Here is a 25,776-nt window from a genome sequence, read left to right as displayed (position 1 = left end):
TATATGTTCCAATGGTTTAATGAGCCTACAACCTAACAGGATTATAGACCGGATATAAATTCACTATTGATTAGGTTAGGTATATCAATTTCTCATAATGTTTTATTATCGAGAATAAAAGAATTTATTTCCACCGTGTGGAATGTTATAATAAAAGAAATATTTATTCGCAATTTTATTCGCAAGTGGAATACGTTAAAGCGAGGAGAAGAATCATGGCAGAAATTAATGGAGTAGTAATCCAACCTTTATCTGATGGCAGTCAAGATCGTGAGTATTTAGTGGAACAATTAATATTTTGGGGTGCAGGTCGTGCAGCACTTGCAGCGTCATCTCCAAAGTATAGTTATGTAGGTTTATGCGCTAACGCTGCATATATGATTACTGCTATTGGCCGTTTATATGATGTGGATATTAAAAACGGTGCTGTAGTAGGCTTAGTTGGTGGCTTGGGAACTGCAGTTGCAACGGCTAGTTTAATGTTGCTTTCACCATTTAAAATTTGTCGTGTCCCAATTGCTGTAGCATTGACATATGCATTGGGAAAAGTAGCCAATATTTGGATTCAAGATGGTATGCCTGGTGACATTGGTCGCTATAAACCAATGATCGAAGAGTATTTCGAAAATGGCAAAAAAATGGCTAGCGAAATCGCACGTGATGCAGGTAATAGCATTCCTTTCACAGAAGGTCAAAGAGATTTATGGGCAGGCATTCAAAATGAAGTAGAATGGACTGGCGGTCAATTAAAAGCCAAAGTGGAAGAAAAAGTCACACCATTGAAAGAACAATGGGAGAATGAAACAAAATACAAAGTACACGACAAAGCTGCTGAAGCAGTGGCTAAAGTGACTGATAAAGTCGGCGATAAAGTGTCTACAGCGAAAGACGTTGCTACTGGTGCATCTGCTATGGTAACAGCAGCAGCGAGCGCAATGGCAGGGAATGTAAAAGAAAATTCCCCTGTTACATTAGAAACAGTTAAGGAAAAAGCTGGTGCCGTTTTGGAAAAAGCACCTGTAAGTTTAGACACTGTGAAAGAAAAAACCGGTGTTGTATTAGAAAAAGCAGCGGAAGTTACTGAAACAGCGAAAGCTAAAGTTGAAGAATTCCGCAATAAATAAAGGATGAGTTAATGAATCCATTTAAAATTATCAAGTATGGAAAACATTTTACTAATAAACGATTTATGAGTTTTGCCTCTCATATTGGCAAGAATTTAACATTCTTGCGTCAAGCAGTGGTACTATTTTTGTGTTTCCGTGATCCAGAAACACCTAAATATGTTAAGGCTGTTATTGCTGGTGCGTTGGGCTATTTGATTATCCCTATGGACATGATGCCTGATGCTGTAGCAGGCCTTGGTTGGCTCGATGATTTGGCTGTTCTTGGTGTAGCCTTTAAGGTAGCAAATCGCTATATTAAAGCTATTCATCATGAAAAAGCAAAATCTTGGGTACCATTTGGCAAAGATAGTTTATAATATATAGGAGTCAATCGAGAGATTGTCTCCTATTTTTATACTCTGTTTTCAAAGATCTTTGTAAACTCAAGTTACACATATTTCAGTAAATGTATACTGCAGAGAATAGTGGGCCCTAATTTAGCCCGCTAAATACTGGTTTCGTTTGACAGTACTCGTCAATAGAAGTAAAATGAAGGTTGAATGTTAACCTAAAAGAGGGAATTATATGTATAGCGCAAAATTTAATGTCTGGTTTTACGAAACCGATATGATGGGGATTGCTCATCACAGTAACCACTTTAGATGGTTTGAAAATGCACGTGTAGAATATCTACGACATATTGGTATAACTTTGGGTAGCATGATGGATGAGGATATTGTGTTTCCCATCATGAACGTATCTTGTCATTATAACGAACCAGCTCGATTTGATGATGTGATTCGTATTGAAACGTATTTGACGAAATTGACGCGGGCTCAAATGGTATTTAAATACCGTATGGTGCGTGATGCAGATGATGTGTTGCTTGCTACTGGGGAAACTAAGAATGCTTTTATGATGAAATCTACAGGCAAGATTTGTCGTGTATCAGATAAATTCTATAAACCAATGTTGGAATCTGTTGAGGAAATGCCAAATGAATAAACTAGAACAGCAACATTTGCCAATTGGTGTTTTTGATTCTGGGGTAGGCGGGCTCTCCGTGTTGAAAGTTCTAAAAGAACAATTTCCCCATGAACATTTCATCTATATTGGCGATAATAAAAATAATCCTGTAGGGAATCGACCGACAGAGGAAATTGAGAACATTGCTAGTCGTATTGCCGAACGTTTAGACAGAGAACCTGTTAAAATGCTAGTAATTGCTTGTAATACTTTTACGGTTGTAGCCATTGATGCTATACGTAATCGAGTGCATTGCCCAGTTATTGGGGTGAGCCAAGGCATGCAATCTGCTACTACAGCAAGTCATGCACGACGTGTGGCCGTTATGGCTACGGTAGCAACTATTAATAGTCATATACATAAGCATGTAGCTCTTGAATATGATCCAGAGATTGTTGTGTGGGAACAACCTTGTCCAGAACTAGCTGGATTGATTGAAGGTGGTCATATTGATGATGAACCAGTGCTCGAAGCTTTGCGAGAGTATTTGGCTCCCATCATGGCAGAGAAAATTGACGCCGTTGTATTGGGATGTACACATTTTCCCTTTGTTCAGACGGCGATGGAATCTATTTCCAAGGATTCTATTCATTATATAGATCCAGCCTATGAAACGTCTGATGTAGTGCGACGTACCTTAGAGAGTGGGGATTTATTGAATCCTAGTACTGAAGCGGGTACTATTCGGCTGTGGTTTACGCAAGAAACGGATTTGGCCGCTACATTATGCCAACGGTTTATGAAGCCAGAGGACGTACAGGTGAAGGTCGTTACGTTATAAATTAATGGTATTGCCTATGAAATAGCGACAGTATAATCTAGCGTGTTGTTTCGTGATGCCAGAAGGCGTTCCAATGGACGTCATTACATGATAAAGGAGTTGTAATTTATGTGGTTTTATACCCTATTAAATGTAGTAATTACTATTTTAGTAGTAATTGCAGTACTGTATTTAGCGTTCCGATTCTACGTTGTGAGACAAGGTGACGAACACATTCAAATGGTGACAAAACGTAGATCAGCGTTCCAATTAGAGGATATTTCCTTTGATAAAGTAACGTTGGTGTGCGATATTCCTTTCACCAACCGAGGAAAACAAAATGGTACTATCATGGATTTGTACCCACGTCATTTGTTACCACAAGAACAATTCGATAATGTACATGTAGAATGTTGGACTATGGACGTGGCAAGACCTCGTCATGACGGTTACTTTGAATCCTACATCGTAGAGCCTAAAAAAGGTGGCACCATCCGTTTACATGTAATCATGACTGGTAAAAATGGCAACATCCGCAAGGATTTACAAGGTTTCCCTGATATGAATATCGACATCGTATACCAAGTGGTAGGACGTACGGATTGGCATATTTCCAAAAATCGTATTTGTTTAACATCTGAAGAATTACAAGCAGCGTTAGGTCAATAAGGAGGAATAAACATGGCAGAATTAGAATTGGTATGTGTTCCTACACGTATCCTAACAGAAAAAGACGATATCGTTGATGCCATCATCGAATTTGGTGGCGATAAAATTGGTCCTGAGGACATCGTATGTGTGGCTGAATCCGTTGTGGCTATTACACAGGGTCATATTACGCGTCCTGAAGAATTGAACTTGTCCTGGCAAGCGCGCATGTTGTGCCGCTTTGTTCCAGCTGAAGGTTCCATGAGCTCTGCCTACGGTATGCAAGCTGCGATGGAGCTGGAAGGAGAATGGAAAGTATTGTTCGCCTTCATCGCTGGCGCTATTGCGAAAGTATTTCGAAAAAATGGCGTGTTTTACCAATTGGCGCGTCAAGCTTCTCTTACAGATGACGTAACAGGTACAATGCCTCCATACGATAAACACATCGTATACGGTCCTAAAAATCCTGATGCAGTGGCTGAAAAAATCGTGTCTCGCACTGGTGCTTACGGCGCCGTTGTAGCGGACGTAAACGATTTGAAACGCTCTGCTGTACTTGGTGCTAGCCGTGGTATGAATCCAGCTAAAATCGCAAAAATTTTGATCGATAATCCATTCGGTAATGCGAGCCAAATGACACCAATCGTAATCATCAAAAATTACGCCGCTGTGTCCAATGCAAAATAAATTGCATTGCTGTATGTAACGCAAAATAATTGAGCGCTCGCGATGCCCGTGTTCGGCATCGCAAAACTCATAAAATAAAAATTTGATACCCATTTGTTACATTTGTAGCCGATGGGTATCTTTTTTTGTGATATGATGAAAGTAAGAAGTAATTATAATATGTATAGCCCGGAAGGAGGCGTACTATGTTAATCGGTATAGACGTAGGCGGTACCTTTACGGATGCGGTGGTTATTCAAGATGGCCACATCCTAGCATCTGGGAAGGAACGAACTACCAAAGAACAGTTGATGTACGGTATTCTAGCGGCCTTGGACCGTGTCATGCATGTGGTCATTCCAGACCAAGTGGAGCGCGTTACCCTATCCACGACGGTGGTAACGAATACCATCGTGTCTCGCAAGGAGGCCCCCGTAGATTTATATGTGGTAACAGGCCCAGGCATGAATGTGGATCACAGTTTCCCGGTAGCGCCTATTTACGTTAATGGCTATACGGATCATCGAGGAATCGTGGTGGAACCATCGGCGGTGAATTCGCTAGCGGAATTGAAACCGAAATCGGTAGGGACAAAATCCGTGCAGACGGCGAATGCTAATTCTGGACAAACAGAACATACTAACTCAGAAGAATCTCAGCCAGCTCTAGCGGCCATCTCCGCAAAATTTTCTGTTCGCAATCCGGAACAGGAACAAAAATTGGCGGATGGCTTACGAGACCTTGGCTACGAAACGGTATCTCGTGGTGGTGCCTTGAGTGGTTCTTTAAACTTTCCACGCCGTACGATTAGCGCCTATTTCAATAGTGCTGTAACACCAGTATTTTCTAATTTTAAAAGCTCCGTAGAACAAGCCCTCGCGGCTCGTCATATTACGGCACCATTATATATCCTCAAGGCTGATGGTGGTTCATTACCTATCGAGGTAATGGCAGACCGTCCTGTGGAAACAGTATTTACCGGTCCAGCGGCCAGTGTATTAGGTCTCTACGCCCTAGATCAGGTCAAGGCCCATCATACGGTGGCTCTAGATATTGGTGGTACTACCACAGATATTTCCCTATGGAAGGAGGGCAAGCCGTTGATGACCAAGGGTGGTGTCATGATTCGAGAATACCCTAGTGCCGTGCGTTCCTTTGCGGTGCAATCCGTTGGTATTGGTGGCGAGTCGGTGGTAACAGTAGACGAAGCTGGTCTACATGTGGGGCCTGAACGTCGAGGACCATCCGTGGCCCTCGGTGGCAGTGAGCCAACATTGGGTGATGCACTTATCACAAAGGGCTACGCCTACTATGGGGATGAAGTACTAGCACGCGAGGCGATGATAGCAGTGGGGAAACTGTTGGCGGCTCAAACAAGTGAATCGGCATCATCTGACCAATTAAATGAATCGGGATTACCGGTTCAAATTAATGGTGCATTGCTTTCCGCGGACGAAGTGAGTGACCTTATCATTCAAAACGCCGTATCTCAGGTGCAACAAGCCATCCAAGAGGTGGTAACGCTCGAAAATAAACGACCTATCTATGTGGTAGAGGATATTGTAAATCCTGACGAATTCAAACCACAAGCTCTCGTTGTGGTGGGCGGCACGGCACAATCCCTAGGCCCTATTATCGGGAAAACGATGGACCTTGCTGTAGAAATACCCGAATCGGCAGCCGTGGCGAATGCTATTGGTGCCGCTGTGGCACTAAATACCATAGAAATCACATTGCATGTAGATACGAAACGTCGACTCCTGGTCATACCAGAATTGGGCATAAACGAGAAAAATGCTACCATTCATCATGGGCAAGAGACGGTCGATTTGGCGTTCCAATATGTAAAACGCGAGGCTCAGCGACTAGGCCTTAGCGATGTACAAGAACCAGAACTCATCAGCGTAGAGGATTTTCCGGTGGTCGAGGGCTGGCATTCCATGGAACGATTAATTACTGTGAAAGTCCAATTGAAAGCAGGGGTGAGCACGTATGTATCATAATCCAAATATAATCAAACGGAAGGGGCACTTTCACGATAAAGGCGGAGAGAAAACAACGAATCGCCCTAATTTAGGACTCGTATTTTTCCCGGCCTTCGATTGGAAGATTTCTGAAACCCATCCGGAACGGCAGGAACGTTTGCTCTATACGCGCGATCAAATCGTGGAGGAGGGATTGTTAGATAGTCCACTCATTCGCGAATATAATCCGCAAGTGGCGAGCTGGGATATTATCAAACGCGTCCATGTGGGCACACCAGATTTAGAATCTTGGGTGACCGATGCCCATCGCGTATCCGCTGGCGGTGCTATTGCGGCTGCTGATGAGGTATTGAAAGGCGAAGTAGACAGGGCCTTTGCCCTCGTGCGCCCACCAGGGCATCACGCCATGCAAATGGTACACGGCATTCGCGGGTTCTGTACCATCAACATTGAGGCCGTCATGATTGCTCATATTCGTCGCACCTATGGCATCAAGAAAATAGCCGTTGTCGACACGGACGTGCATCATGGCGATGGTTCCCAAGAGGTGTTCTATAACGATCCAGATACCTTGTATATTTCGTTCCACCAAGATGGGCGGACACTCTATCCAGGGACGGGCTTTATGGACGAGTTTGGCGGACCCCAAGCCATTGGGGCGAATGTAAATATTCCTTTGCCGCCAGGAACGGGTGACGAAGGTTTGAAAAAGGTGATGAAAGAGCTAGTGTTGCCTATGCTTGAGGACTTTGGTCCAGAGCTCGTCATTAACTCTGCCGGCCAAGATAATCACTTTAGCGATCCATTGGCGAATATGCAGGTCACTGCTAAGGGCTATGCAGAATTGGTAGATATGCTTCAAGCGGACATAGCGGTTCTTGAGGGGGGCTATTCCGTGCAAGAGGCTTTGCCATATGTAAACACTGGCATTATCCTTTCCATGGCGGGACTCGATTACAGTCATGTAGTGGAACCGGCCTTTGATGCTAAACGGTATGCACAGAAACCTGATGTGACACGATACATTGATGACCTTATCGCGAAATGGAAAATCCAGTGGCCTCAACGTCATCAAATGCAGTCCGACGAATATGAAAGTGCTGGCGAACTGCATCGCGAACAACGGAGCATTTACTATGATGAATCGGGCATCGCTGAGGAACGGTTGGAAACTATTCGTATGTATAAGGAACCGTTTGGTGGAAATACAGAGGTTGACAATGTCTCGTTTCCTAATGATGCAGTACGCCCGCGCCTTGGCTGGCACAGTATTCTCTCAAAAGGTCGCGGGGGCCCATACGGCCGTCAAAGCATTTACGCCATGTTTATCCCGTGGCAGGCGGACGAACAATGTAGGGCCGATGCCTATGCAGAGGCAGAACGCGTTAAGGCTGAGGGCGAAGTGAGCCAATACGTCGTAGTGGATCCGTTCGGCAAAGGGCAGACCGTGTTATAGTGTTAGCGGTTATGGCTCTTGTAAGTCGCTTTCATTAATGCGAGAATCAGAGCTTTCACTAGTACAATAATCCGCTCAGTTAGTGATAAAAATAATATACTATTGGTTCTAGAATATGATAAAATTATAAGTATAAAAGGCCCCTTTTATAAAAGGGGCCTTGCTATGTGAAAAAGACCAAAGAGTGTGTTGGTTTAAGGAGAAATTATGCGTGTAGATAATAGAGCAGCAGGTCAATTGAGACCTGTGAAAATTACAAGAAACTTTACCAGTTATGCGGAAGGTTCTGTATTGATTGAATGTGGCAATACAAAGGTGATTTGTACGGCCAGCGTTGACGATAAGGTGCCTCGTTTCCTAAAGGGCACACGTCAAGGCTGGGTGACGGCGGAATATTCCTTGTTGCCACGTTCCACGCAAACTCGTGTGAGCCGTGAGGCGGCGAAGGGGAAGCAAACAGGTCGTACTGTTGAAATCCAACGTTTGATTGGGCGCGCTTTGCGTGCCGTTGTGGATATGGAGGCCCTTGGTGAACGAGTTATCACACTAGATTGTGACGTAATTCAAGCAGATGGTGGTACGCGTACTGCCTCTATCACAGGTGCCTATGTGGCGATGGTGGACGCTGTAGATAAAATCTTCGGCGGTTACGGCAAATTTCCTGTAACGGATTTCCTAGCGGCCATTTCCGTTGGCATTGGCGAGGAAGGCCCGATTACGGATCTTTGCTATGTTGAGGATAGTGCAGCCGTTGTGGATATGAATGTTATTCGTACAGGTGCGGGCAATCTCGTTGAGGTGCAAGGTACTGGTGAACACGGTACGTTCACACGGAAGGAATTGAATGAATTATTAGATTTAGCTGAGGCAGCGACAGATGAATTGATGGCGATTCAACGTGAGACACTTGGCGATTTAGCAAATAAGGTAGGCAAGGTCTATGAAACTAGTACTGGCGACGGGGAATAAGGGCAAGATTCGTGAATTCCAAGTGGCCTTCGGTCATCGCGGCATCGAGTGCATTGGCATTAAGGACGTGTGCGACGTGCCGGAACCTGAGGAAACTGGCACATCCTTTATGGAAAATGCCATTTTGAAAGCCACCTATTACATGCAGGCCTGTGGATTGCCTTGCATAGCTGACGATTCAGGACTTGCCGTGGATGCGCTGAATGGTGAGCCCGGTATTTACTCGGCACGTTATGCGGGCCACGATGGCGAACATGGCGATGACGATGCGAACAATAAAAAACTAGTGGCGAATTTGCAAGGTATCCCTTTTGAAAGTAGAACGGCCCACTATGTGGCGGCATTGGCATTGGCGGTGCCTAATCAATATGTATCAGAGTTTACTACAAATACATTAGAAGAGTCTAAAAACGCAACAGCAGGGGTTGAGCAGGCATCAGTCGATGCTGAAAATATAGTAAGAGGCGTTAAACATGCCGATAGAATCATTGTAGATAAAAAACTAGATGCGGTCATTTTCACATCCCAAGGCACTTGTGATGGTCTCATTCAAGACGAACCTGTAGGCGACGGTGGATTCGGCTATGACCCGTATTTCTATGTACCGGACTTTCAAAAAACGATGGCCCAACTCGATATCGACACGAAGGAGAGTATTAGCCATCGAGGACGTGCCATTACATTGTTGTTAGATACGTTATCCTAGAGGGTTAAATCTTGAGTTAGGGCACATAGGTATACACTATACGTATACGTATGTATTGCAAGCATATAGAGATAGGAGCGTAGAACATGAAGCGAATTGGTATCATGAGTGATACCCATGGGTATCGAGAGCTCATTGATGCAGTAGTGGAGATTACAGCCGATGAAGAATTAGATATGTGGCTGCATGCTGGGGATTTCGGTGATGATGCGCGGTATTTACAAACGCTCATAGATATACCCGTATATGCGGTGCGTGGTAATACGGATTGTGAACAACCGTTGGAACCACGGGAACAATTAATCCCTTTAGAGGATACGTATATTTACATGACCCATGGTCATGAGGTATCATATTATAATCGAGTACAAGAATTGCTCTATTTGGGGCGAGCTATGGGGGCTAGGCTCGTCGTGGCCGGACATACACATCATCATGGTCAAGTAGAACAGGATGGTTGTACCTTTGTGAACCCCGGCAGTTTAGCATTGCCGAGGGATTTGTCGGGCGGTACTTTCAGTATTGTAACCTATGATAATGGCCATTTTTCTGTTGAGTTCTGTTATATACAAGAGCTGATGAAGTAAAATAAGTATTTTGAGGAAGGTAAATTACATATAATGGATACACCTGTAAAATCAAAACCTAAAATGAAATTATATGGATTCAATAATTTGACAAAAACGTTGAGTTTTAATATTTACGATATTTGTTACACTCGTACAGAGGAAGAAAAACGTCAATACATTCAATATATTGATGAGGTGTACAATGCAGATCGTTTGACCTCTATTTTAACAGAGGTGTCTAAAATCATCGGTGCTAATATTCTGAACGTGGCATCCCAAGATTATGACCCACAAGGTGCATCCGTAACGATTTTGATTTCTGAGGAGGAAATTGAAAAAGAGGACGTGGTTATGCATCTCGACAAGAGCCATTTGACAGTTCATACCTATCCTGAAAGCCACCCACACAAGGGAGTTAGCACATTCCGTGCGGATATCGAAGTGTCCACTTGTGGCCATATTTCCCCATTGAATGCGCTCAATTATTTGATCAATAATTTTGATTCCGATATTTTGACATTAGATTACCATGTGCGCGGATTTACACGTGACGTATCGGGGAAAAAAATCTACATCGATCATCGCATCAATTCCATTCAAAATTACATCAATTCAAAAACACGCAACTTGTACAACATGATTGATGTGAATGTGTATCAAGAAAATATCTTCCATACAAAAATGATGCTCAAAGAATTTGACCTTGATAATTACTTGTTTGGTATTACTGAGGATGAGTTAGGGCAAAAGGAAATCAAAGAAATTAAACATCAATTGAAACAAGAGATGATGGAAATTTTCTATGGTCGTAACCTACCATCTGTGAAAGCCTAGTTTGCCCTAATTGAGGTTTGGATAAGCTGTGGCTTTAATGAGCTTTTTGAAAAGTATTCTAAAATACTATATCGAAAAGTGTTGAACCAGTTTTCTTGATAGAGTATAATTAATCTATCAGTTATATTGACTCCGATTATGGAATTTTTCATTAGCTGTCTATTGAATTAGTCTCATAATGCAGGGAGTCCGAATTACATTCGTAAAGGAGATTTCCATGGATATTCGTGAAGAAGCAGTACAAAAAAAACGTGAACTACAAGGTTTCTTAACTGTAGCGAGCAAATATGAGTTGAAAGATGCTCATGACTTGTCCGTTGCATACACACCAGGTGTAGCAGAACCTTGCCTTCGTATTAAAGATAATGAAGCAGAATCCTTTGAATTAACTTGCCGTGGTAACATGGTAGCCGTTGTTTCCGACGGTACTCGTGTATTAGGTCTTGGTGATATCGGTGCTGCAGCAGCTATGCCAGTTATGGAAGGTAAATCCTTACTTTTCAAACGTTTTGGTAATGTTGATTGTGTACCTTTGGTTATCGATACAAAAGATCCAGAAGTATTGATTAACACTGTAAAATTGTTACAAAAAAACTATGCCGGCATTAACCTTGAGGATATTTCCTCCCCTAAATGCTATGAAATTGAAAACCGTTTGAAAGCAGAATTGGAAATCCCTGTATTCCATGATGACCAACACGGCACAGCTATCGCTTGTTTAGCTGGTGTGAAAGCGGCGCTTCGTCTTGTTAAAAAAGATTTGGAAACAGCTAAAATAGTAGTTAATGGTGCTGGTGCAGCTGGTGCTAACATTGCTCGCTTGTTATACCTTGCTGGCGCTCGCAACATCACTGTATTGGTTTCCTCTGGCGTATTGCACAAAGATTACAAACGTCTTGATTCCCTTCAAGCTGAATTGATCGAAATGCTTGATCTTGAAAGCAAATCTGGCGATTTGGCTGAAAATGCTAAAGGCGCAGATATCTTGTTGGGCGTTTCAGCTCCTGGCGTATTCACTAAAGAAATCATGGAAAGCATGAACAAAGATGCTATCGTATTTGCTATGTGTAACCCAACTCCAGAAGCTACTTATGACGAAATGAAAGCTGCTGGCGTACGTGTTGCTGGTACTGGTCGTTCCGACGCTCCTAACCAAATCAACAACGTAGCAGTATTCCCTGGCGTATTCCGTGGTGCTTTCGATGTTCGCGCATCCCAAATCACTGACGAAATGAAATTGGCTTCTGCTGATGCTATTGCAGCATTGATTTCTGACGAAGAATTGGCAGAAGACAATGTAATGCCATCCGTATTCGACGAACGCGTTGCTCCTGCAGTAGCAAAAGCTGTTGCTGACGAAGCAGTTCGTGCAGGCATTGCTCAAAAAGTAAAATAATAAGCACAACGAGGGCCTTTGGGCCGGTTGAGATAGGGTGAGGGGCCCGCGACTTGGTCGCGGGCTCTTTGGCGTATATAGATGATTTTTTTTTCTGCATAAATTCCCGTGTAAAAAAATCTTTTTGGAAAAATTGTAAAAAAATATTGCCAGATATATTAGGCTTATGCTATAATATGTTTTGTTATGAGGCACTACAGTTTAATTCAGTTTAATTCTAAGAATTAAGTTGTATAAATCGTAAAAGAAGTGGTTGACGTAGGTCTACCGATTTGCTATAATAGCAATGTTGACAGAACGGGGCATAGCGCAGTTTGGTAGCGCACCTGGCTTGGGACCAGGGGGTCGCAGGTTCGAATCCTGCTGCTCCGACCATGTTGCGGGTGTAGCTCAATGGTAGAGCCCCAGCCTTCCAAGCTGGTCACGAGGGTTCGATTCCCTTCACCCGCTCCATTTTTTTTTGCCTTTTTTAGGGTAACTAATAAAAATGGGCGATAAAATTGACGATATTAACAACATACCATATACTAAGACTATAAAATGATTCAGTCCACATGGTTCAGTAGCTCAGTTGGATAGAGCAACGGCCTTCTAAGCCGTGGGTCGGGGGTTCGAATCCCTCCTGGATCACCATAATAAATTAAGTGCTTTGCTTCGGCAAGGCACTTTTTGTTTTTTATCGAGAATAGCAAGATCTTACTTGGACCAGTTTTTATACTACAATTTATACTACAATTTATACTACAATAAATATATAGTAAAAGTGAGGTGAACATAGTGAGTCAATATGCTGAGATTGTAAATGATTTAGTTAATCGTAAAACTGAAGAAGCGTGGTTTGAATTTAAAAAAAATTGGTTTGATGCTCATGGGCTGGGTGAGTATATATCAGCTTTATCTAACGCAGCAGCATTGTGTAAACGAGATAAAGCATATTTAGTGTGGGGAATAGATGATGAAACTCATGAAATAGTCGGAACTAAACTTAATTTCAGAATAGATGTGAATAAGGAGCCTTTAGAACATTATTTAGCAAGACAAGTAAGTCCAGATATTGCATTTTCTTTTAATGAAATGGTTTTTGTAAATAAGCGATTAGTTATACTAGAAATTCCTTGTGCTAAAAATATACCAACTGCATTTGATGGGAATCGATATCTTAGAATTGGGTCTAGTAAAGTTAATTTGAATAGGTGTCAGGATAGAGAAGGTCATTTATTTGAAATCTTACGAAATAAAACTAAAACCATCGAAAATCTCGAATCTAATTATCAGGATTTAAGTTTTAGTCGACTATTTACATATTATGCTGGTAGAGGAATATCACTTAAGCTAGAAACTTTTAAAAAGAATCTTGGACTCCTTACTAAAGATGGTAAATATAATCTAATGGCGCAATTATTATCTGATGATAGTCATATTCCCGTTAGAGTGTCTGTGTTTTCGGGGAAAACTAAAGCGTCACCATTATATTCTGTAAAAGAATTTGGAAATATTTGTATTTTACTCAGCCTAGATAGAGTTTTAGAATATGGAGAGGTAATCAATATTATTCAAGCTGATGAGACAAATAGAGTTGTCAGCAGAAATGATGTGCCATTATTTGATATGGATGCTTTTAGAGAAGCTCTGGTGAATGCATTTGTTCACAATAAATGGATTGATGGCAATGCACCTATGATAACGATATATAGTAATCGGGTGGAAATTTTATCAAGAGGAACTATTCCGGATAATCAGACGATAGATGGTTTCTATATGGGAGAATCTATTCCCGTAAATGAAAAACTTCCAGAAATATTTTTACAACTTCATATTAGTGAGCGTTCAGGTCGAGGTGTTCCCCAAATTATTGAATCGTATGGGAAGAATGCTTTTGATTTCAGAAAGAACTCCATTGCAGTAAATATACCTTTTAATTGGATTAATAAAGTTAAATCGTCTATAGCTATTGAAGCGCAGACGGCTACAGCGTTAAATGCTACGCGAGAGAAAATATTGGCAGCAATAAAATATTGGCAGCAATGAGGAATAATCCTAATATTAAAAGAGAACAAATTGCTCATGTAATTGGTCTAAAAATAAGTTCGATAGATTTTAATATAAGATTTTTAAAAGAACATGGATATATTGAAAGAATCGGCTCCAAAAAAAGCGGTTATTGGAAAGTCAAAGAGGTATAGAGTGATTATTTAATATAAAGTATTAAGGGGAGGTAATCTATATCAAGATAGTTCATTTATTAGCTTGTTTATTTACGTTGATACCAATCATAGTAGATGCAATTTCAGTAGATGAACTTCGTGCAAATCCATCTCGATATCAACTGGTATTTTCTGATGCACGGGAGGATGAGTATGTGGATAATGCGAGTATTTCTGTAGTTCGTTATGCACCACCATATTATACAATCAATGCAATAGCATATGCAGTTACATATAATACGAGTGTCATTACAAAATATGAAAATACATATTTCTTAGATTATAATCGTAGCTTCAAATCGCTTGTGGGACATTTTTCTAACCGAGATGCTTTACTTAATTCGATGAAGAATAATTCGGGAATTAAATGGAGAATGAATGGGATGACTATATATAATCTAGATGGATCTATTAAATATCCATATATGTATATTGATCCACTTGAGGTGGATAGCACACAAGAATCAGCTCTGTTCTCACCGTCATATCAATCTGCAAATTATGTATTCTATAAATCGTATAATATGTACTTCAATCCGCCGATTAAAAATCAAACATTCTAAACTGAAAGCATCCAGACGTGATTATGAATGCTAGTCTAAAAGTTGGCACATGTTTGCTATTGATAAGAATGGCAACTATTCGGAAATTCCGAATAGTTCAGATGGCAGATATAATTTTACCACTAAAAGTGTCCAATTGAGAGAAAGTTGAACTGTCAACTATAAGCTGACAGTTCAAAAATAAGGAGAACTATCCGTAAATAGGCAATTTGCTTAGTATTCATTAGATATAATTGAGCAATTTTAAAATTTCACACAAATTAAAGGAGCGTATTCATTAGTCCCCACCCTAATGAATACGCCCTTTCTCTATTTATCAACTTCTCTTATTTATTCTTCAACACCCCAACCGCCGCCGTAGCCACGAGCATCACAACGCCAGCGCCCATATAGAGGCTTTGCTTTTCCCAGCCAGCATCGAGCAACACGCCGGCGATAGTAGGGGCCAAGATAGCACCCACGCGGCCAACACCGATGGCGATGCCTACGCCAGTACTGCGAAGACCTGCTTCATACAGTGTGGGATTGATGGCGTACAGACCAGAAATACAACCGTTCATCAATGCGCCGATGCAAATACCGAGCACGATGGCAATCCATAGATGAGATACCACGGAAATAAACACGCTGGCTACGATGGCAGAGCCTATGGTAAAAGCAATGAGTACATTGCGCGCCGTAAATCGACTAGCTAATACACCAAATATCAAGGAACCGATAGTACCACCGATGGAAATCATCATCCCTACACTCACACTTTGTTCCGTTGTCATGCCTACTTCTTTCAAAAGGGCTGGTGTCCAGGAGCTGACAAAGTAGTAGGAGAACATGATGGCTGCAAAGGCAATCCATATAGCGAACACAGGACGACGATATTCAGGAGAAAAGAGTTTGGATACCGGTAATTGTACCTTTTGTGAGGTATCTTTACTTTCTTGTGTCCATGGTTCTGTAATACGTAATGTATTAGCAATAGACTCTAACTGTTCTTGCTGCTTTGATCCGCCTTTCAAAACGATAAAATCGATAGATTCAGGCAGCCATTTGATAACCGCCACTAGGCAAATGAGTGTGAGGATACCGCCAGAGATGAAGACGGAATGCCAGCCATAGGTTCCTTGCAACGCCACCGCAAAGATACCACCTAGCATAGCGCCAATGCCAAAGCCAGAGGCGAAGATACTGATGGCAAGGTTGCGCCATTTATTAGAGGCGTATTCGCTGACGATTACATTCGTGCCCACCAGAATACCACCTACACCGAGGCCTGTAATGACACGAGCAATACCGAGGCTTAGAACGCCCATCGAAATGGCTGATCCAAACATCCCGATGGTAGATAACAGCAGTGAGAAGATAATCAATTTACGTCGGCCGATGGTATCAGCAATAGGGGCCAATACGATGGAACCGACGGCCATGCCGATGAGGCCAGCACTCAATAAATATCCTAATTCTACACCGCTAAGGCCAAAGGAGGACTTGATGGCAGATGCTGTAAAGGCGAGGGCTAATACATCGAACCCGTCCAGTAGGTTCAACGATGTGACCAGTAGCACAATACCCCACTGGTAGGTGCTCATGTGGCCTTGATTAATACGTTCTTGTAATGTCATGTAAATCTCCAATCTATACTAGTCATGTAATACACTGAAATATCGAAAATTCAAAAGATATCAAAGCTATTGAGTGGTTCAAGTATTTCTTGAATATCGATAATTATCGAAGAGGATGTTATTAGAGTATCATGATATGTAGATATAGAGAAATATTTATATTATATAGTTTGTTATAGGATAAAACTATTTAATGAAAAGCATTTAAAACTATCTCAGTAAAAGGTTTTAGAACCATTTATGCTAGAAATTATGAAAAAAGCGACAAGACGGCTGGTCTTGTCGCTTTCATTAGAGAGTATTTCATTATTATGCATTCAATACATATTCTGCTAGTACACTCTGTAATTCATAAATATTCAAGTTCTTATTGAAAGTTTTTTCGATTGGCACTGCGCCCATGCCAGAGATCCATATTTTTAATTCCGCATCTAAATCAAAATTTCCAGCCGTTTCAATACTGAAATGTGTAATATTTTTATAAGGAATGGATTGATATTCGATTTTCTTGCCTGTCAATCCTTGGACATCTACAAGAATCAGACGTTTATTAGTAAAGATAAATAAATCGCGGACAACTTTGTATGCTTTTTCAATTTCTTCGTTCGTAGTTAGAATCTTAGCATACTCAGTTCTTAGTTCCTCAATATTAACTTCACTTGCATTGCCTAATAGTTCATCAAAAAATCCCATGCTAATACCTCCTTGATATATGATATATATTCTTATTATAGCACGTGAAAGATACTTGGTTGAGCGTTGTATACACACTAGACGTAATATAGACGTAGAATATATATTAGAGCATAAAATGTAGGATAAATGTAGTATAAATTGTAGTATAAACTATATTCGTAAATTGTAGAATGAAATTGAACACTAAAACTAAATAAAAAGATCCATAGGATTGCATCAATGGTAAAATTAAGTTACGACACAAAATTAACCGGAGGCAATCACTATGGACTACCTAAATAATACCATTAATACCCTACCTCGCGAAAGAGGACAACACTTAAGATTTGAAGATCGATGCGAAATCAAAGTGCTCCATAAGCAAGGTTACTCTTATCGCCAGATTGCAAAAGCACTTAATTGCTCACCTAGTACTGTGGGCTACGAATTAAAACGTGGCACTGCAACTAAGACGACACATCGAGGCAGACCAACAGAGTATGTACCTAGTCGAGGTCAAGCCGTTTACTATGAAAACAGAAAACGTTCTGGTCGTAAACAGCGCATTACGTCTGAAAGTCCATTTGCTATTTGGGTTGCAGAGCAAGTTAAAAAAGCTAACTGGTCATTAGACGTATGTGCTGGCTATGCTAAGAAGCATAATCTGTTTACTGAAGAGGAACTTGTATGTGCTAAAACGCTGTATAACGCCCTTAATCAATCACGCCTACCATTATCCCTATAGGTCTATAAAAATTAGTTATTAATTGAAAATGATACCCAACTATGTAATGTAAGTTATCACTTACTGGAGAAGGCAACACGAAGGTGTTGTCTTTTTTGGTATAATTTAAATGTAAGTAGAAATAGAAAATAAGTTTAGCACTCAAGAGGTATATTGTGATTTCAATTTATCCAAAATTTTATGATGCCTTCAAGTGTAAAGGCGCCGATTGTAAAAATACATGTTGCCAGAAATGGGAAATCGATATTGATGCAGATTCTGTAGCGCGTTATGAGAGCATGCCAGGTCCACTTGGTGATGACGTACGTGCTGCTATGACCGTTACGGATGGAGTGCATCATTTCAAATTTAATAAAGATGGTAAATGTCCGTTATTACAAGATGGATTATGTCGTATTGTACTTGACCATGGTGAGGATGGACTGTGCAATATCTGTCATATGCATCCGAGGTTCTTTAAATATATTGGTGAACTAGAACTCTGTGGTGTAGGTCTATCTTGTGAGGAGAGTTGTGAGCTATTAATGGGCATCGCATTTGATGAACAAGTTACTGGTGAAGATAGCGATATGAATACATACGCTAATCATGAAATGCATCGTAGTCAGAATCAAAATCTCGAATTTATTATCCCTGGAATAGAGGAAATATACCATATTGAGGATATCATAGCCGAAATAGGCATCGAATTGCCTACAGAAGATTTTCAGTTTGAACCAATACCAAGTGCAGAGGATTATAGTATGCTCTTTGACATTATGTCTGGGCTGGAGGCACTCAGTCCGAAATGGTCAGAGCAATTACATGAACTAACACAAAATCCTAAAATGGCAGCAGTGAAAACGGCTATCTATTGGGAACATTGTAATCAATCTATGTTTAATCGATTGTATCAATACATTTTGTATCGCCAACTAGATCAGGTGACAGAGCACTATCCAGATTCCGTAGTAGCTTATGCACGAGATAGTACCGAGTTCATTTTGATTTGTTCCGCTGTATTTGGAGAGCCACTAATTCAGACTGCCTTGTGGTCGGAACAAATTGAATATGATGAGGATAATGTAGAATTATTATTTAATACGTATGACGAAATATGAAGACTTGTATCCATTTGCAGTTATGGGTACAGACCGAACCGAAGCGCACAACAAGCCGTTAAGCGGGTACAACAGTACGCTGAGGAAGGTTATACCTATGCGGTCTCACTCGATTTGTCTAAATACTTCGACACCATGAACCAACACATGTTGCTTAACATGGTACGAGTGCATGTGAAAGATAAGCGAGAGAGCAGCGAAACGTCTGCTCGAATCTAGTACTAAATTCTTAGAGAAAACTCTGAAACTACAAGTAAACACCGATAAAAGTCGTGTGGTTAGTGTATTTGCTATCCGAAATTTTAAGGTTCTTGGCTTTGCCTTTGGACGAGGGAAATGCGGAGTATTTATCCGTGCTCACGCAAAGTCGCTAAAGAAAATGAAAGATAAGCTAAAATTACTGACCAAACGAAACCAAGGTCGAGAAGTTAGACATGTTATGCAAAACGTGAAGAAATATATGCAAGGATGGCTTGGATATTACAAAATTGCTGATATGAAGAAACCTATGGAAAAGACCGATAAATGGTTAAGACGTAGATTTAGAATGTATATATGGAAGCAATGGAAGAAAATATCTACAAAAGCTAGAAGTCTAAAACAATTAGGTATTTCTGAAGAACAGGCCTATATGTGGGCTAATACTCGACTTGGATATTGGAGAGTGGCAGGAAGTCCTATTCTCTCAAGGTCAATAACAAACGAAAGACTCGTACAAGCTGGATATTACGAAATATCTAGCTCATACGAGTCAATACGCTTAAGAGGTTGAACCGCCGTATACCGAACGGTACGTACGGTGGTGTGAGAGGTCGGCTATTCAACTAATGGGTAGCCTCCTACTCGATTACTCTATAAATAGGGATCTTATTTTATAAATTTGATTATACGTTGAATTTTTTTGCAGCATACTCTTTAACTGCTGTACCAAACATATCTTGCCAGGAATCAAAGTCAGTTGCTTCTTGTACGATTGCGTTAATTTTGCTTTCATCAAGACTAGAAATGTCACCGATGGAAGTTAAGGCGGATTGGCCTACTTGTAGCAATTCTGGTAAAGAAGATACATTAGTGCGTTGGGACACAAAGGAGGCTATGATGGAATTACATTGTAAACGATTTGATGAATTAACAACTACAGAGCTCTATGAAATTTTGCGCCTTCGTGTAGATGTATTTGTAGCGGAGCAAGAATGTGCTCGCAAGGAAATCGATGGTAAAGATAATCATGCCTATCACTTTTGGGTGTCTGATGAAAATGGACTACAAGGCTATTTGCGTGTGTTAGAGCCAGGCATCAATAGTGAGCATGTGGCATTTAGTCGGATGGTGGTGCGTAAACGTGGATGTGGTTTGGCGCGTCAATTGTTGACGGTCGGCTTACATCATGCAAAAAATGTTATGGGTGCTGATGCGGTAACTGTGACGGCAAGGTATACAACGACGGGAATGTATGAAAAACTAGGCTTTCATAAATACGCAGAGCCAGTTATCATGGATGGCACGGAATATGTGCCTATGAAGAATGACTTGAGCAGTATCTAGCAAAGAAAACTATGTGAAACGCTAAGTGAAATATAAGTGGGATACTAACTAGATAACAAATTGGGAAGTTAACCAGAAAGCTAAGTAGAAAGAGATAGAGACTAACAATAATGAAAAGATTTATTTTGTATCGATTATTACAATTTATACCCGCCATATTAGGCGTTACCTTTGTGACGTTCGGCCTTATGCATATGGCACCAGGAGATCCAATCGATACTAGATTATCTAGCGCTGGTATTGCAGCAGACCCAGCCATGGTACAAGCACTAAGAGATTCATTTGGATTGAACGATTCCTTTTGGGTACAATATGGTCGTTGGCTTGGTCATTTTGTACAAGGAGATATGGGCATATCCTATATTACGGATCAATCAGTGTCTCATTTATTAGGGGCGGCATTGCCCTATACGATTGTTATGGCCTTGGTGGCGATGGTAATTACCTTGGCAGTATCCGTACCCGTAGGAATGTATTTGGCGAATCGTCAGCATAGTCGTATAGACACCGGTGTACGATGGTTAACATTTTTGGGAAATTCTATACCTAATTTTATTATCGCCATATTTCTATTATATGTGGTGGCATTTCAATTAGAATGGGTTCCCGTATTGCCTACACGGCATTTTGTAGGTGTTATTCTGCCAGCTATGACATTAGCTATTGTTATGTCATCACGTTATATTCGCCAAGTTCGTGTGGCTACACTGGAGGAATTATCTAAATCCTATATTATGGGCCTACGGGCGCGGGGCTTATCAGAATGGCACGTGATGATGCCGAATGTATTGATTAGCATTAGCCCCACCATTGTCACATTGACGGCTTTATCCATCGGTTCATTGATGGGTGGTGCAGTTATTGTAGAATCGATTTTTAACTGGCCTGGATTAGGCTATATTTTATTAAATGCTTTGATGCATCGTGACTATTTAGTGGTGCAAGCTATTGTAGTATGGATGGCATTTGTATTTTTGCTAGTGAATCTATTAGCAGATTTGATTTCACAAATCATGAATCCTAAAATGAAGGAATCCTAAGGAGGGGCCATGAAACGAACAGTAACACGAATACAAGTTTTCCTCCTCACTAGTATTGGCATTGTACTACTCATTAGCGTGCTGGCACCATATCTAGTGCCTTATGATGCGTATGATACCAATCCCGATGCTATATTGCAGGCGCCCAGCGCAACGCATTGGTTTGGGACGGATAATTTCGGTCGAGATGTATTTTCTCGTGTACTCATTGGTAGTACAACCTCTATTTTTGCTTCCTTTGCTATTATTGTCATTGCCACTATTATCGGGTGCATGGTGGGGATGATTGGCGGTTATTATGGTGGACGCGTCGATGCTATTTTGATGCGTATAACGGATATATTTTTGGCGTTCCCTGATTTGCTTCTCGCCATTGCTGTGGCAGGGGTACTCGGAGGGGGCCTCGTAAATGCTATGGTGGCTATTATTGCTACTACATGGACACAATACGCACGACTATCTCGCTCTCTCGTTCAAGACATTAAAAATGAGACCTTTGTGAAAGCTGCCAAAATTAGCGGTGCTACGAATGGTGAAATTTTATTGCACCATATTTTACCAAACACGTGGGGACTCATTATTGTGACCGCAGTACTCCATATTAGTACGGTTGTGATGGGGCTGGCGGGACTTTCATTCTTGGGGCTAGGCGTACGAGTACCGGATGCCGAATGGGGATCCATGATTAGTGAAGGTTTAAAGGTTTTATATCAGGCACCATGGGTGGCGTTGAGTACGAGCCTAGTACTGGTTATTGTGATGATGGTGTTTAATGCATTAGGTGATCAAGTGCGAGACTATTTAGACCCTAAAACGAATCGAGGTGAGCGACCATGATTCGTTTGACAGTAAATAAAATAACGAACTATATGAAACCTACTAAGCGAATATTGGTAGCTAGTTTGCTAATTATGGCAGGCATTCTTGGCGGTTGTGGAGAGCAAACCTTTGATAATACTACGATCCATGTAGGGGGGCGCACCATCGTACAAACACAAATTGATCCTCATAAGGATTGGGATGGTTGGTATACCTTGCGTTATGGTATAGGGGAAACCCTATTCAAACTAAGTCAGGAATTGCAAATTAAGCCATGGATTGCCAGTGGCTATGAGCGCATTGATGATAAAACATGGCGTATTCATTTAAAACCGAATGTGACATTTTCTAATGGGCGTAAGGTGACACCAGAGGATGTCATTGCGTCGTTAAAACGGTCTGGTGAACAAAATAACCGAGCGAAAGTGTTTAAAGAGTCTACCATGACTGCAGAAGCGCAATCTATTTTGATTGTTACCAAGGAACCCTATGAGCTCTTGATTAATGATTTATCAGATCCCTTTGCCACCATTCTTGATGTAGCGGATACTAAGAATTTTAACTATGAACCTATCGCAACAGGACCATTTGTGATTGATGCGGCTAGTTTTGAACCGAATAAGTACGCTCGTATGGTACGTAATGAAAACTATTGGGATGGCAAGGCGCAAGCAGCAGTTATTGATTATCGTGTTGTATCCGATATGAACTTGCTCTATTTGGCGATGAAACGGGGGGAACTCGATATTGCTCTTGATTTGCCACAATCCATTGCAAAAACAATGCAAGATGACGGCAGTATGACGGTGCTTTCAACGGTGCAACCACGTCTATACAATCTATATTTCAATATGGATGTTATGACGGACAAGGCTGTTCGCGAGGCCGTGATTTATGGTATCGATAAAGAAGCCATCGGGGTTAAACAATTGCAAGGCAGTGTGTACCCTACGCAAGGAGCATTTCCGGATTTCACTGTGTATAATGGACGTAATCTGCAAGTGCCAACCTATAATCCCACTAAGGCGCGTGCCATTTTAGCTGCAGATGGATACCAAGATACCAATGGTGATGGCATAGTGGAAAAATATGGGAAGCCATTAAAAATAGTTTTGAGTGTTTATCAACGTTTGGCCATACAAGATATTGCTACCGAAATGCAGTCACAATTACGACAAATTGGTATTGATATGACTATTGATACCCATGAAAAGTCTAATTACTTCAAGGCGGGCAAGTTTGAAATGGGGATTTATGCTATGGTTACCACCGCGACAGGCTCACCGTATCCATTTTTAAATGACACGATGTCACAAAAGGGAAGTGCTAATTTTGGACATTATCACAATGAACAGGTAGATACATGGTTACATCAATTGAGTCAGCGAAATCCGGAGGCTGTGCAGATTCGTCTCGTTCATGATATTCAAGAACAAGCACTAAATGATGCGGCCTATAATTACTTAGGATTCCATACATCCTACGTAGGCTTGTCTAAACATATAACCGGATTTGCCACATCCCCAACAGATTATTACCAAATGACGAAAGATTTAAAAAAGGAGTGATTGTAGATTATGAATGAAATATTGAATATACAAGTACTCCATGCAGGATATATTAATGATGAGGGCACTGTTACACCAATTCTCCACGATATTAACCTAACAGTGCAACCTGGTGAAATCATCGGTGTAGTAGGTGGGAGTGGATCCGGTAAAAGTACATTATTACACAGTATAACGATGTTGAAAGGGACGCCGATACAAATTTTAGAGGGGACCATTCAATACAATGGCTTGAACTTACGTGAGATTAATGAAACAGAACGTCGTACCTTGATGGGATCTGGGATTGCACGCGTATTCCAGCAGGCTTATATGTCTTTATATCCATTGCGTACTATTCAGGCACAATGTAAGGAATTATTAGATGCGCACCATGTCCCCGTAGATAAGGGGGTTGAGGATTTTTGCCAAATGTTAGCACATATGGGCTTTCAAGAGCCCCGACGTATTTTGGCAGCCCATCCTCATGAACTATCTGGGGGCATGGCACAACGTGTAGCCATAGCCCTAGCACTGGTGTTGAAACCAAAATTGCTGCTAGCGGATGAGCCTACCGCGGCCCTAGATGCAACGGTGCAAAAAAAAGTATTACAAGAGTTATTGGAACTATGTCAAGCTTATGGAACGGCGTTGTTATTGGTAACGCACAACATTAATATGGCGGCTATGTTTACACATCGGATGTATGTTATGCATGATGGGCGTATTGTAGAATCTGGCACTACCTCAGACGTTATGGAGCATCCTCAGCATGAGTATACTCAGGCTCTATTGGGGGCAGTTCCTATATTAAATGGGCCATTGCCGAAATCTAATTTGAAATTCTCCATAGAGACGAAGGAACAAGCTCAGATTCATCAGGCGCATGGTCATCATCACCACGATGCTCAAGGTCGTCATACACATGATGGTATGGGATTCCATAGTCATGATGATAGAAATCTTCATACACATGATGGACGAGACACAGAGGTGTATCATGAGTAATGTATTAACAGTGAATCATTTGACGAAAACTTTTGTGAAAGATGGCAAACAAATAATAGCCGTGAATGATGTGTCTTTCACAGTAGGGGAACAAGAAATTCTCGGTATCGTTGGTGAAAGTGGCAGTGGTAAATCTACCGTTGCCAGTATTCTTATGGGGCTTGAATCGATGGATAGTGGTGAAGTTTTATTGGAGACGATGGATATTTCTCATGTGAAAGGGCGTGTTCGTCGTAATACCTATAGCCATATTCAAATGGTATTCCAAGATGCGGTGGGGTCCTTTGATCCTCGTAAAACCATAGGCCAATCCATTGAATCTGCTATTAGTAAACTGCGAGATTTATCCAAAGAAGAACGATCTATCTTGGTCATAGAAACACTACGAGATGTAGGATTACCGGCCACCTATATAAAAAAATACCCCCATGAACTCAGTGGTGGTGAATGCCAACGTGCTGCCTTGGCGCGGGCCATTGCGGTGAATCCGAAAATACTCATCTGCGATGAAGCAACGTCAGCCCTTGATGTACTCGTACAGGCTCGTATTGTAGATATTTTATTACATCTTCGTGAGGTGCATGAAATGAGTATTATCTTTATTACTCATGATTTACCCTTAGTGAGCTCGTTGACAGATCGAATCCTTATCATGAACGATGGTGTTGTAGTTGAATCGGGACCTACAAAATCGGTAATGACCAATCCAAAATCGGAGTACACAACGGAATTATTGCGGTCTGTTATATAAGGACGTGTTATCTAGCAGTAAATGCCCGATAGTCTAGCAGCA

27 protein-coding genes, 3 tRNA genes and 1 pseudogene are annotated in these 25,776 nt (G+C 41.2%); 28 read left to right on the top strand and 3 right to left on the bottom strand.

What is annotated here, in order from left to right; all coding sequences use genetic code 11:
* The first annotated feature begins 215 nt into the window (after nt 1–215).
* From RVY80_RS00215 to RVY80_RS00125, 19 genes are all read left to right on the top strand, one after another.
* Nucleotides 216–1,124: a hypothetical protein gene (locus RVY80_RS00215; protein WP_317329157.1), complete on the top strand. Its 909-nt coding sequence runs from the start codon at nt 216–218 to the stop codon at nt 1,122–1,124.
* A gap of 11 nt (nt 1,125–1,135) precedes the next feature.
* A complete protein-coding gene (locus RVY80_RS00210; protein WP_317329156.1) occupies nt 1,136–1,483 on the top strand; it encodes a YkvA family protein in 348 nt (115 codons plus the stop codon).
* Nucleotides 1,484–1,691: 208 nt separating this feature from the next.
* The gene (locus RVY80_RS00205; RefSeq protein ID WP_310746112.1) at nt 1,692–2,111 is read left to right on the top strand and encodes an acyl-CoA thioesterase; all 420 of its coding nucleotides are present in this window, start codon (nt 1,692–1,694) and stop codon (nt 2,109–2,111) included.
* Nucleotides 2,104–2,913, top strand: coding sequence for a glutamate racemase (murI, locus tag RVY80_RS00200; RefSeq protein ID WP_295190338.1), 810 nt, complete (start codon nt 2,104–2,106; stop codon nt 2,911–2,913). Before RVY80_RS00205 ends, murI begins: the two co-directional genes overlap by 8 nt.
* Before the next feature lie 108 nt (nt 2,914–3,021).
* A complete protein-coding gene (locus tag RVY80_RS00195) occupies nt 3,022–3,561 on the top strand; it encodes a hypothetical protein (protein WP_295193029.1) in 540 nt (179 codons plus the stop codon).
* 12 nt (nt 3,562–3,573) lie between these two features.
* Nucleotides 3,574–4,227 (top strand): coenzyme F420-0:L-glutamate ligase, encoded by a 654-nt coding sequence (locus RVY80_RS00190; RefSeq protein WP_295190333.1) that lies wholly within the window; start codon nt 3,574–3,576, stop codon nt 4,225–4,227.
* A gap of 185 nt (nt 4,228–4,412) precedes the next feature.
* Complete coding sequence (locus RVY80_RS00185) at nt 4,413–6,209, top strand: hydantoinase/oxoprolinase family protein (RefSeq protein ID WP_295190330.1); 1,797 nt, start codon at nt 4,413–4,415, stop codon at nt 6,207–6,209.
* Nucleotides 6,199–7,647 (top strand): histone deacetylase family protein, encoded by a 1,449-nt coding sequence (locus RVY80_RS00180; protein ID WP_317329154.1) that lies wholly within the window; start codon nt 6,199–6,201, stop codon nt 7,645–7,647. The genes RVY80_RS00185 and RVY80_RS00180 overlap by 11 nt, the downstream gene beginning before the upstream one ends.
* Before the next feature lie 207 nt (nt 7,648–7,854).
* On the top strand, nt 7,855–8,616 hold the full coding sequence (rph, locus tag RVY80_RS00175; protein ID WP_317329153.1) for a ribonuclease PH: 762 nt from the start codon (nt 7,855–7,857) through the stop codon (nt 8,614–8,616).
* A complete protein-coding gene (locus tag RVY80_RS00170; protein WP_295190322.1) occupies nt 8,588–9,322 on the top strand; it encodes a non-canonical purine NTP pyrophosphatase in 735 nt (244 codons plus the stop codon). The genes rph and RVY80_RS00170 overlap by 29 nt, the downstream gene beginning before the upstream one ends.
* Before the next feature lie 86 nt (nt 9,323–9,408).
* Nucleotides 9,409–9,909 carry a metallophosphoesterase family protein gene (locus RVY80_RS00165; protein WP_317329152.1) on the top strand — a complete coding sequence of 167 codons (501 nt, stop codon included), beginning with the start codon at nt 9,409–9,411 and terminating at the stop codon, nt 9,907–9,909.
* A gap of 33 nt (nt 9,910–9,942) precedes the next feature.
* Nucleotides 9,943–10,725 (top strand): adenosylmethionine decarboxylase, encoded by a 783-nt coding sequence (speD, locus tag RVY80_RS00160; protein ID WP_295193038.1) that lies wholly within the window; start codon nt 9,943–9,945, stop codon nt 10,723–10,725.
* A gap of 217 nt (nt 10,726–10,942) precedes the next feature.
* Nucleotides 10,943–12,121: an NAD(P)-dependent malic enzyme gene (locus tag RVY80_RS00155; protein WP_295193039.1), complete on the top strand. Its 1,179-nt coding sequence runs from the start codon at nt 10,943–10,945 to the stop codon at nt 12,119–12,121.
* A gap of 298 nt (nt 12,122–12,419) precedes the next feature.
* A tRNA-Pro gene (locus RVY80_RS00150) sits at nt 12,420–12,496 on the top strand.
* Nucleotides 12,497–12,500: 4 nt separating this feature from the next.
* Nucleotides 12,501–12,574: transfer RNA gene (locus RVY80_RS00145), tRNA-Gly, on the top strand.
* Nucleotides 12,575–12,677: 103 nt separating this feature from the next.
* Nucleotides 12,678–12,754 (top strand) — tRNA-Arg (locus tag RVY80_RS00140).
* Nucleotides 12,755–12,898: 144 nt separating this feature from the next.
* Complete coding sequence (locus tag RVY80_RS00135; protein WP_317329149.1) at nt 12,899–14,149, top strand: RNA-binding domain-containing protein; 1,251 nt, start codon at nt 12,899–12,901, stop codon at nt 14,147–14,149.
* A complete protein-coding gene (locus RVY80_RS00130; RefSeq protein WP_317329372.1) occupies nt 14,146–14,304 on the top strand; it encodes a hypothetical protein in 159 nt (52 codons plus the stop codon). The genes RVY80_RS00135 and RVY80_RS00130 overlap by 4 nt, the downstream gene beginning before the upstream one ends.
* 176 nt (nt 14,305–14,480) lie before the next feature.
* Nucleotides 14,481–14,888 carry a hypothetical protein gene (locus RVY80_RS00125; RefSeq protein WP_317329148.1) on the top strand — a complete coding sequence of 136 codons (408 nt, stop codon included), beginning with the start codon at nt 14,481–14,483 and terminating at the stop codon, nt 14,886–14,888.
* 326 nt (nt 14,889–15,214) lie between these two features.
* Here RVY80_RS00125 and RVY80_RS00120 read toward each other — a convergent pair whose 3' ends face one another.
* Together RVY80_RS00120 and RVY80_RS00115 are read right to left on the bottom strand one after the other, a co-directional pair.
* Nucleotides 15,215–16,504 carry an MFS transporter gene (locus RVY80_RS00120; protein WP_295193927.1) on the bottom strand — a complete coding sequence of 430 codons (1,290 nt, stop codon included), beginning with the start codon at nt 16,502–16,504 and terminating at the stop codon, nt 15,215–15,217.
* Nucleotides 16,505–16,813: 309 nt separating this feature from the next.
* Nucleotides 16,814–17,197: a PH domain-containing protein gene (locus tag RVY80_RS00115; protein ID WP_295190301.1), complete on the bottom strand. Its 384-nt coding sequence runs from the start codon at nt 17,195–17,197 to the stop codon at nt 16,814–16,816.
* Between the two features lie 268 nt (nt 17,198–17,465).
* Here RVY80_RS00115 and RVY80_RS00110 point away from each other — a divergent pair.
* The 3 genes and pseudogenes from RVY80_RS00110 to RVY80_RS00100 all read left to right on the top strand — a co-directional run.
* Nucleotides 17,466–17,921: pseudogene (locus tag RVY80_RS00110) on the top strand (transposase); the annotation flags it as partial.
* Nucleotides 17,922–18,079: 158 nt separating this feature from the next.
* On the top strand, nt 18,080–19,024 hold the full coding sequence (gene fliB / locus RVY80_RS00105) for a flagellin lysine-N-methylase (RefSeq protein ID WP_317329145.1): 945 nt from the start codon (nt 18,080–18,082) through the stop codon (nt 19,022–19,024).
* Between the two features lie 274 nt (nt 19,025–19,298).
* The gene (locus RVY80_RS00100) at nt 19,299–19,796 is read left to right on the top strand and encodes a group II intron maturase-specific domain-containing protein (RefSeq protein WP_317329143.1); all 498 of its coding nucleotides are present in this window, start codon (nt 19,299–19,301) and stop codon (nt 19,794–19,796) included.
* A 112-nt stretch (nt 19,797–19,908) separates the two neighbouring features.
* Here the strand turns inward: RVY80_RS00100 and RVY80_RS00095 are convergent, their stop codons facing one another.
* Complete coding sequence (locus RVY80_RS00095) at nt 19,909–20,109, bottom strand: hypothetical protein (protein WP_317329142.1); 201 nt, start codon at nt 20,107–20,109, stop codon at nt 19,909–19,911.
* A 13-nt stretch (nt 20,110–20,122) separates the two neighbouring features.
* Here RVY80_RS00095 and RVY80_RS00090 point away from each other — a divergent pair, with 13 nt between their 5' ends.
* The 6 genes from RVY80_RS00090 to RVY80_RS00065 all read left to right on the top strand — a co-directional run bounded on the left by RVY80_RS00090 (nt 20,123) and on the right by RVY80_RS00065 (nt 25,734).
* Nucleotides 20,123–20,569, top strand: a complete 447-nt coding sequence (locus RVY80_RS00090) for a GNAT family N-acetyltransferase (protein WP_317329141.1) — start codon at nt 20,123–20,125, stop codon at nt 20,567–20,569.
* Between the two features lie 110 nt (nt 20,570–20,679).
* Nucleotides 20,680–21,609 (top strand): ABC transporter permease, encoded by a 930-nt coding sequence (locus tag RVY80_RS00085; protein WP_295191150.1) that lies wholly within the window; start codon nt 20,680–20,682, stop codon nt 21,607–21,609.
* Nucleotides 21,610–21,618: 9 nt separating this feature from the next.
* Entirely contained in the window at nt 21,619–22,446 is an 828-nt protein-coding gene (locus tag RVY80_RS00080; protein ID WP_317329139.1) for an ABC transporter permease, read from the top strand.
* A 32-nt stretch (nt 22,447–22,478) separates the two neighbouring features.
* Nucleotides 22,479–23,996, top strand: a complete 1,518-nt coding sequence (locus RVY80_RS00075) for an ABC transporter substrate-binding protein (RefSeq protein ID WP_317329138.1) — start codon at nt 22,479–22,481, stop codon at nt 23,994–23,996.
* Between the two features lie 9 nt (nt 23,997–24,005).
* Nucleotides 24,006–24,983, top strand: a complete 978-nt coding sequence (locus RVY80_RS00070) for an ABC transporter ATP-binding protein (protein ID WP_317329137.1) — start codon at nt 24,006–24,008, stop codon at nt 24,981–24,983.
* Nucleotides 24,976–25,734: an ABC transporter ATP-binding protein gene (locus RVY80_RS00065; protein WP_295193939.1), complete on the top strand. Its 759-nt coding sequence runs from the start codon at nt 24,976–24,978 to the stop codon at nt 25,732–25,734. Before RVY80_RS00070 ends, RVY80_RS00065 begins: the two co-directional genes overlap by 8 nt.
* Nucleotides 25,735–25,776: the final 42 nt, after the last annotated feature.

Origin of the sequence: Veillonella absiana (genome assembly GCF_032970865.1) — a bacterium.
Lineage (GTDB): Bacteria > Bacillota > Negativicutes > Veillonellales > Veillonellaceae > Veillonella > Veillonella absiana.
The sequence above is the reverse complement of the archived record's forward strand: the minus strand, read 5'-3'. Positions and strand labels throughout refer to the sequence as shown.

What these genes read in the sequence shown, in the direction of transcription:
- RVY80_RS00185 (WP_295190330.1), top strand. Translation starts at nt 4,413, where the DNA reads ATGTTAATCGGTATAGACGTAGGCGGTACCTTTACGGATGCGGTGGTT.
- RVY80_RS00215 (WP_317329157.1), top strand. Translation starts at nt 216, where the DNA reads ATGGCAGAAATTAATGGAGTAGTAATCCAACCTTTATCTGATGGCAGT.
- RVY80_RS00120 (WP_295193927.1), bottom strand. Translation starts at nt 16,504, where the DNA reads ATGACATTACAAGAACGTATTAATCAAGGCCACATGAGCACCTACCAG.
- RVY80_RS00205 (WP_310746112.1), top strand. Translation starts at nt 1,692, where the DNA reads ATGTATAGCGCAAAATTTAATGTCTGGTTTTACGAAACCGATATGATG.
- RVY80_RS00155 (WP_295193039.1), top strand. Translation starts at nt 10,943, where the DNA reads ATGGATATTCGTGAAGAAGCAGTACAAAAAAAACGTGAACTACAAGGT.
- RVY80_RS00085 (WP_295191150.1), top strand. Translation starts at nt 20,680, where the DNA reads ATGAAAAGATTTATTTTGTATCGATTATTACAATTTATACCCGCCATA.
- RVY80_RS00190 (WP_295190333.1), top strand. Translation starts at nt 3,574, where the DNA reads ATGGCAGAATTAGAATTGGTATGTGTTCCTACACGTATCCTAACAGAA.
- RVY80_RS00165 (WP_317329152.1), top strand. Translation starts at nt 9,409, where the DNA reads ATGAAGCGAATTGGTATCATGAGTGATACCCATGGGTATCGAGAGCTC.
- RVY80_RS00080 (WP_317329139.1), top strand. Translation starts at nt 21,619, where the DNA reads ATGAAACGAACAGTAACACGAATACAAGTTTTCCTCCTCACTAGTATT.
- RVY80_RS00170 (WP_295190322.1), top strand. Translation starts at nt 8,588, where the DNA reads ATGAAACTAGTACTGGCGACGGGGAATAAGGGCAAGATTCGTGAATTC.
- RVY80_RS00210 (WP_317329156.1), top strand. Translation starts at nt 1,136, where the DNA reads ATGAATCCATTTAAAATTATCAAGTATGGAAAACATTTTACTAATAAA.
- RVY80_RS00195 (WP_295193029.1), top strand. Translation starts at nt 3,022, where the DNA reads ATGTGGTTTTATACCCTATTAAATGTAGTAATTACTATTTTAGTAGTA.
- RVY80_RS00075 (WP_317329138.1), top strand. Translation starts at nt 22,479, where the DNA reads ATGAAACCTACTAAGCGAATATTGGTAGCTAGTTTGCTAATTATGGCA.
- rph (WP_317329153.1), top strand. Translation starts at nt 7,855, where the DNA reads ATGCGTGTAGATAATAGAGCAGCAGGTCAATTGAGACCTGTGAAAATT.
- RVY80_RS00070 (WP_317329137.1), top strand. Translation starts at nt 24,006, where the DNA reads ATGAATGAAATATTGAATATACAAGTACTCCATGCAGGATATATTAAT.
- RVY80_RS00180 (WP_317329154.1), top strand. Translation starts at nt 6,199, where the DNA reads ATGTATCATAATCCAAATATAATCAAACGGAAGGGGCACTTTCACGAT.
- speD (WP_295193038.1), top strand. Translation starts at nt 9,943, where the DNA reads ATGGATACACCTGTAAAATCAAAACCTAAAATGAAATTATATGGATTC.
- RVY80_RS00115 (WP_295190301.1), bottom strand. Translation starts at nt 17,197, where the DNA reads ATGGGATTTTTTGATGAACTATTAGGCAATGCAAGTGAAGTTAATATT.
- RVY80_RS00065 (WP_295193939.1), top strand. Translation starts at nt 24,976, where the DNA reads ATGAGTAATGTATTAACAGTGAATCATTTGACGAAAACTTTTGTGAAA.
- RVY80_RS00090 (WP_317329141.1), top strand. Translation starts at nt 20,123, where the DNA reads ATGGAATTACATTGTAAACGATTTGATGAATTAACAACTACAGAGCTC.
- murI (WP_295190338.1), top strand. Translation starts at nt 2,104, where the DNA reads ATGAATAAACTAGAACAGCAACATTTGCCAATTGGTGTTTTTGATTCT.
- RVY80_RS00130 (WP_317329372.1), top strand. Translation starts at nt 14,146, where the DNA reads ATGAGGAATAATCCTAATATTAAAAGAGAACAAATTGCTCATGTAATT.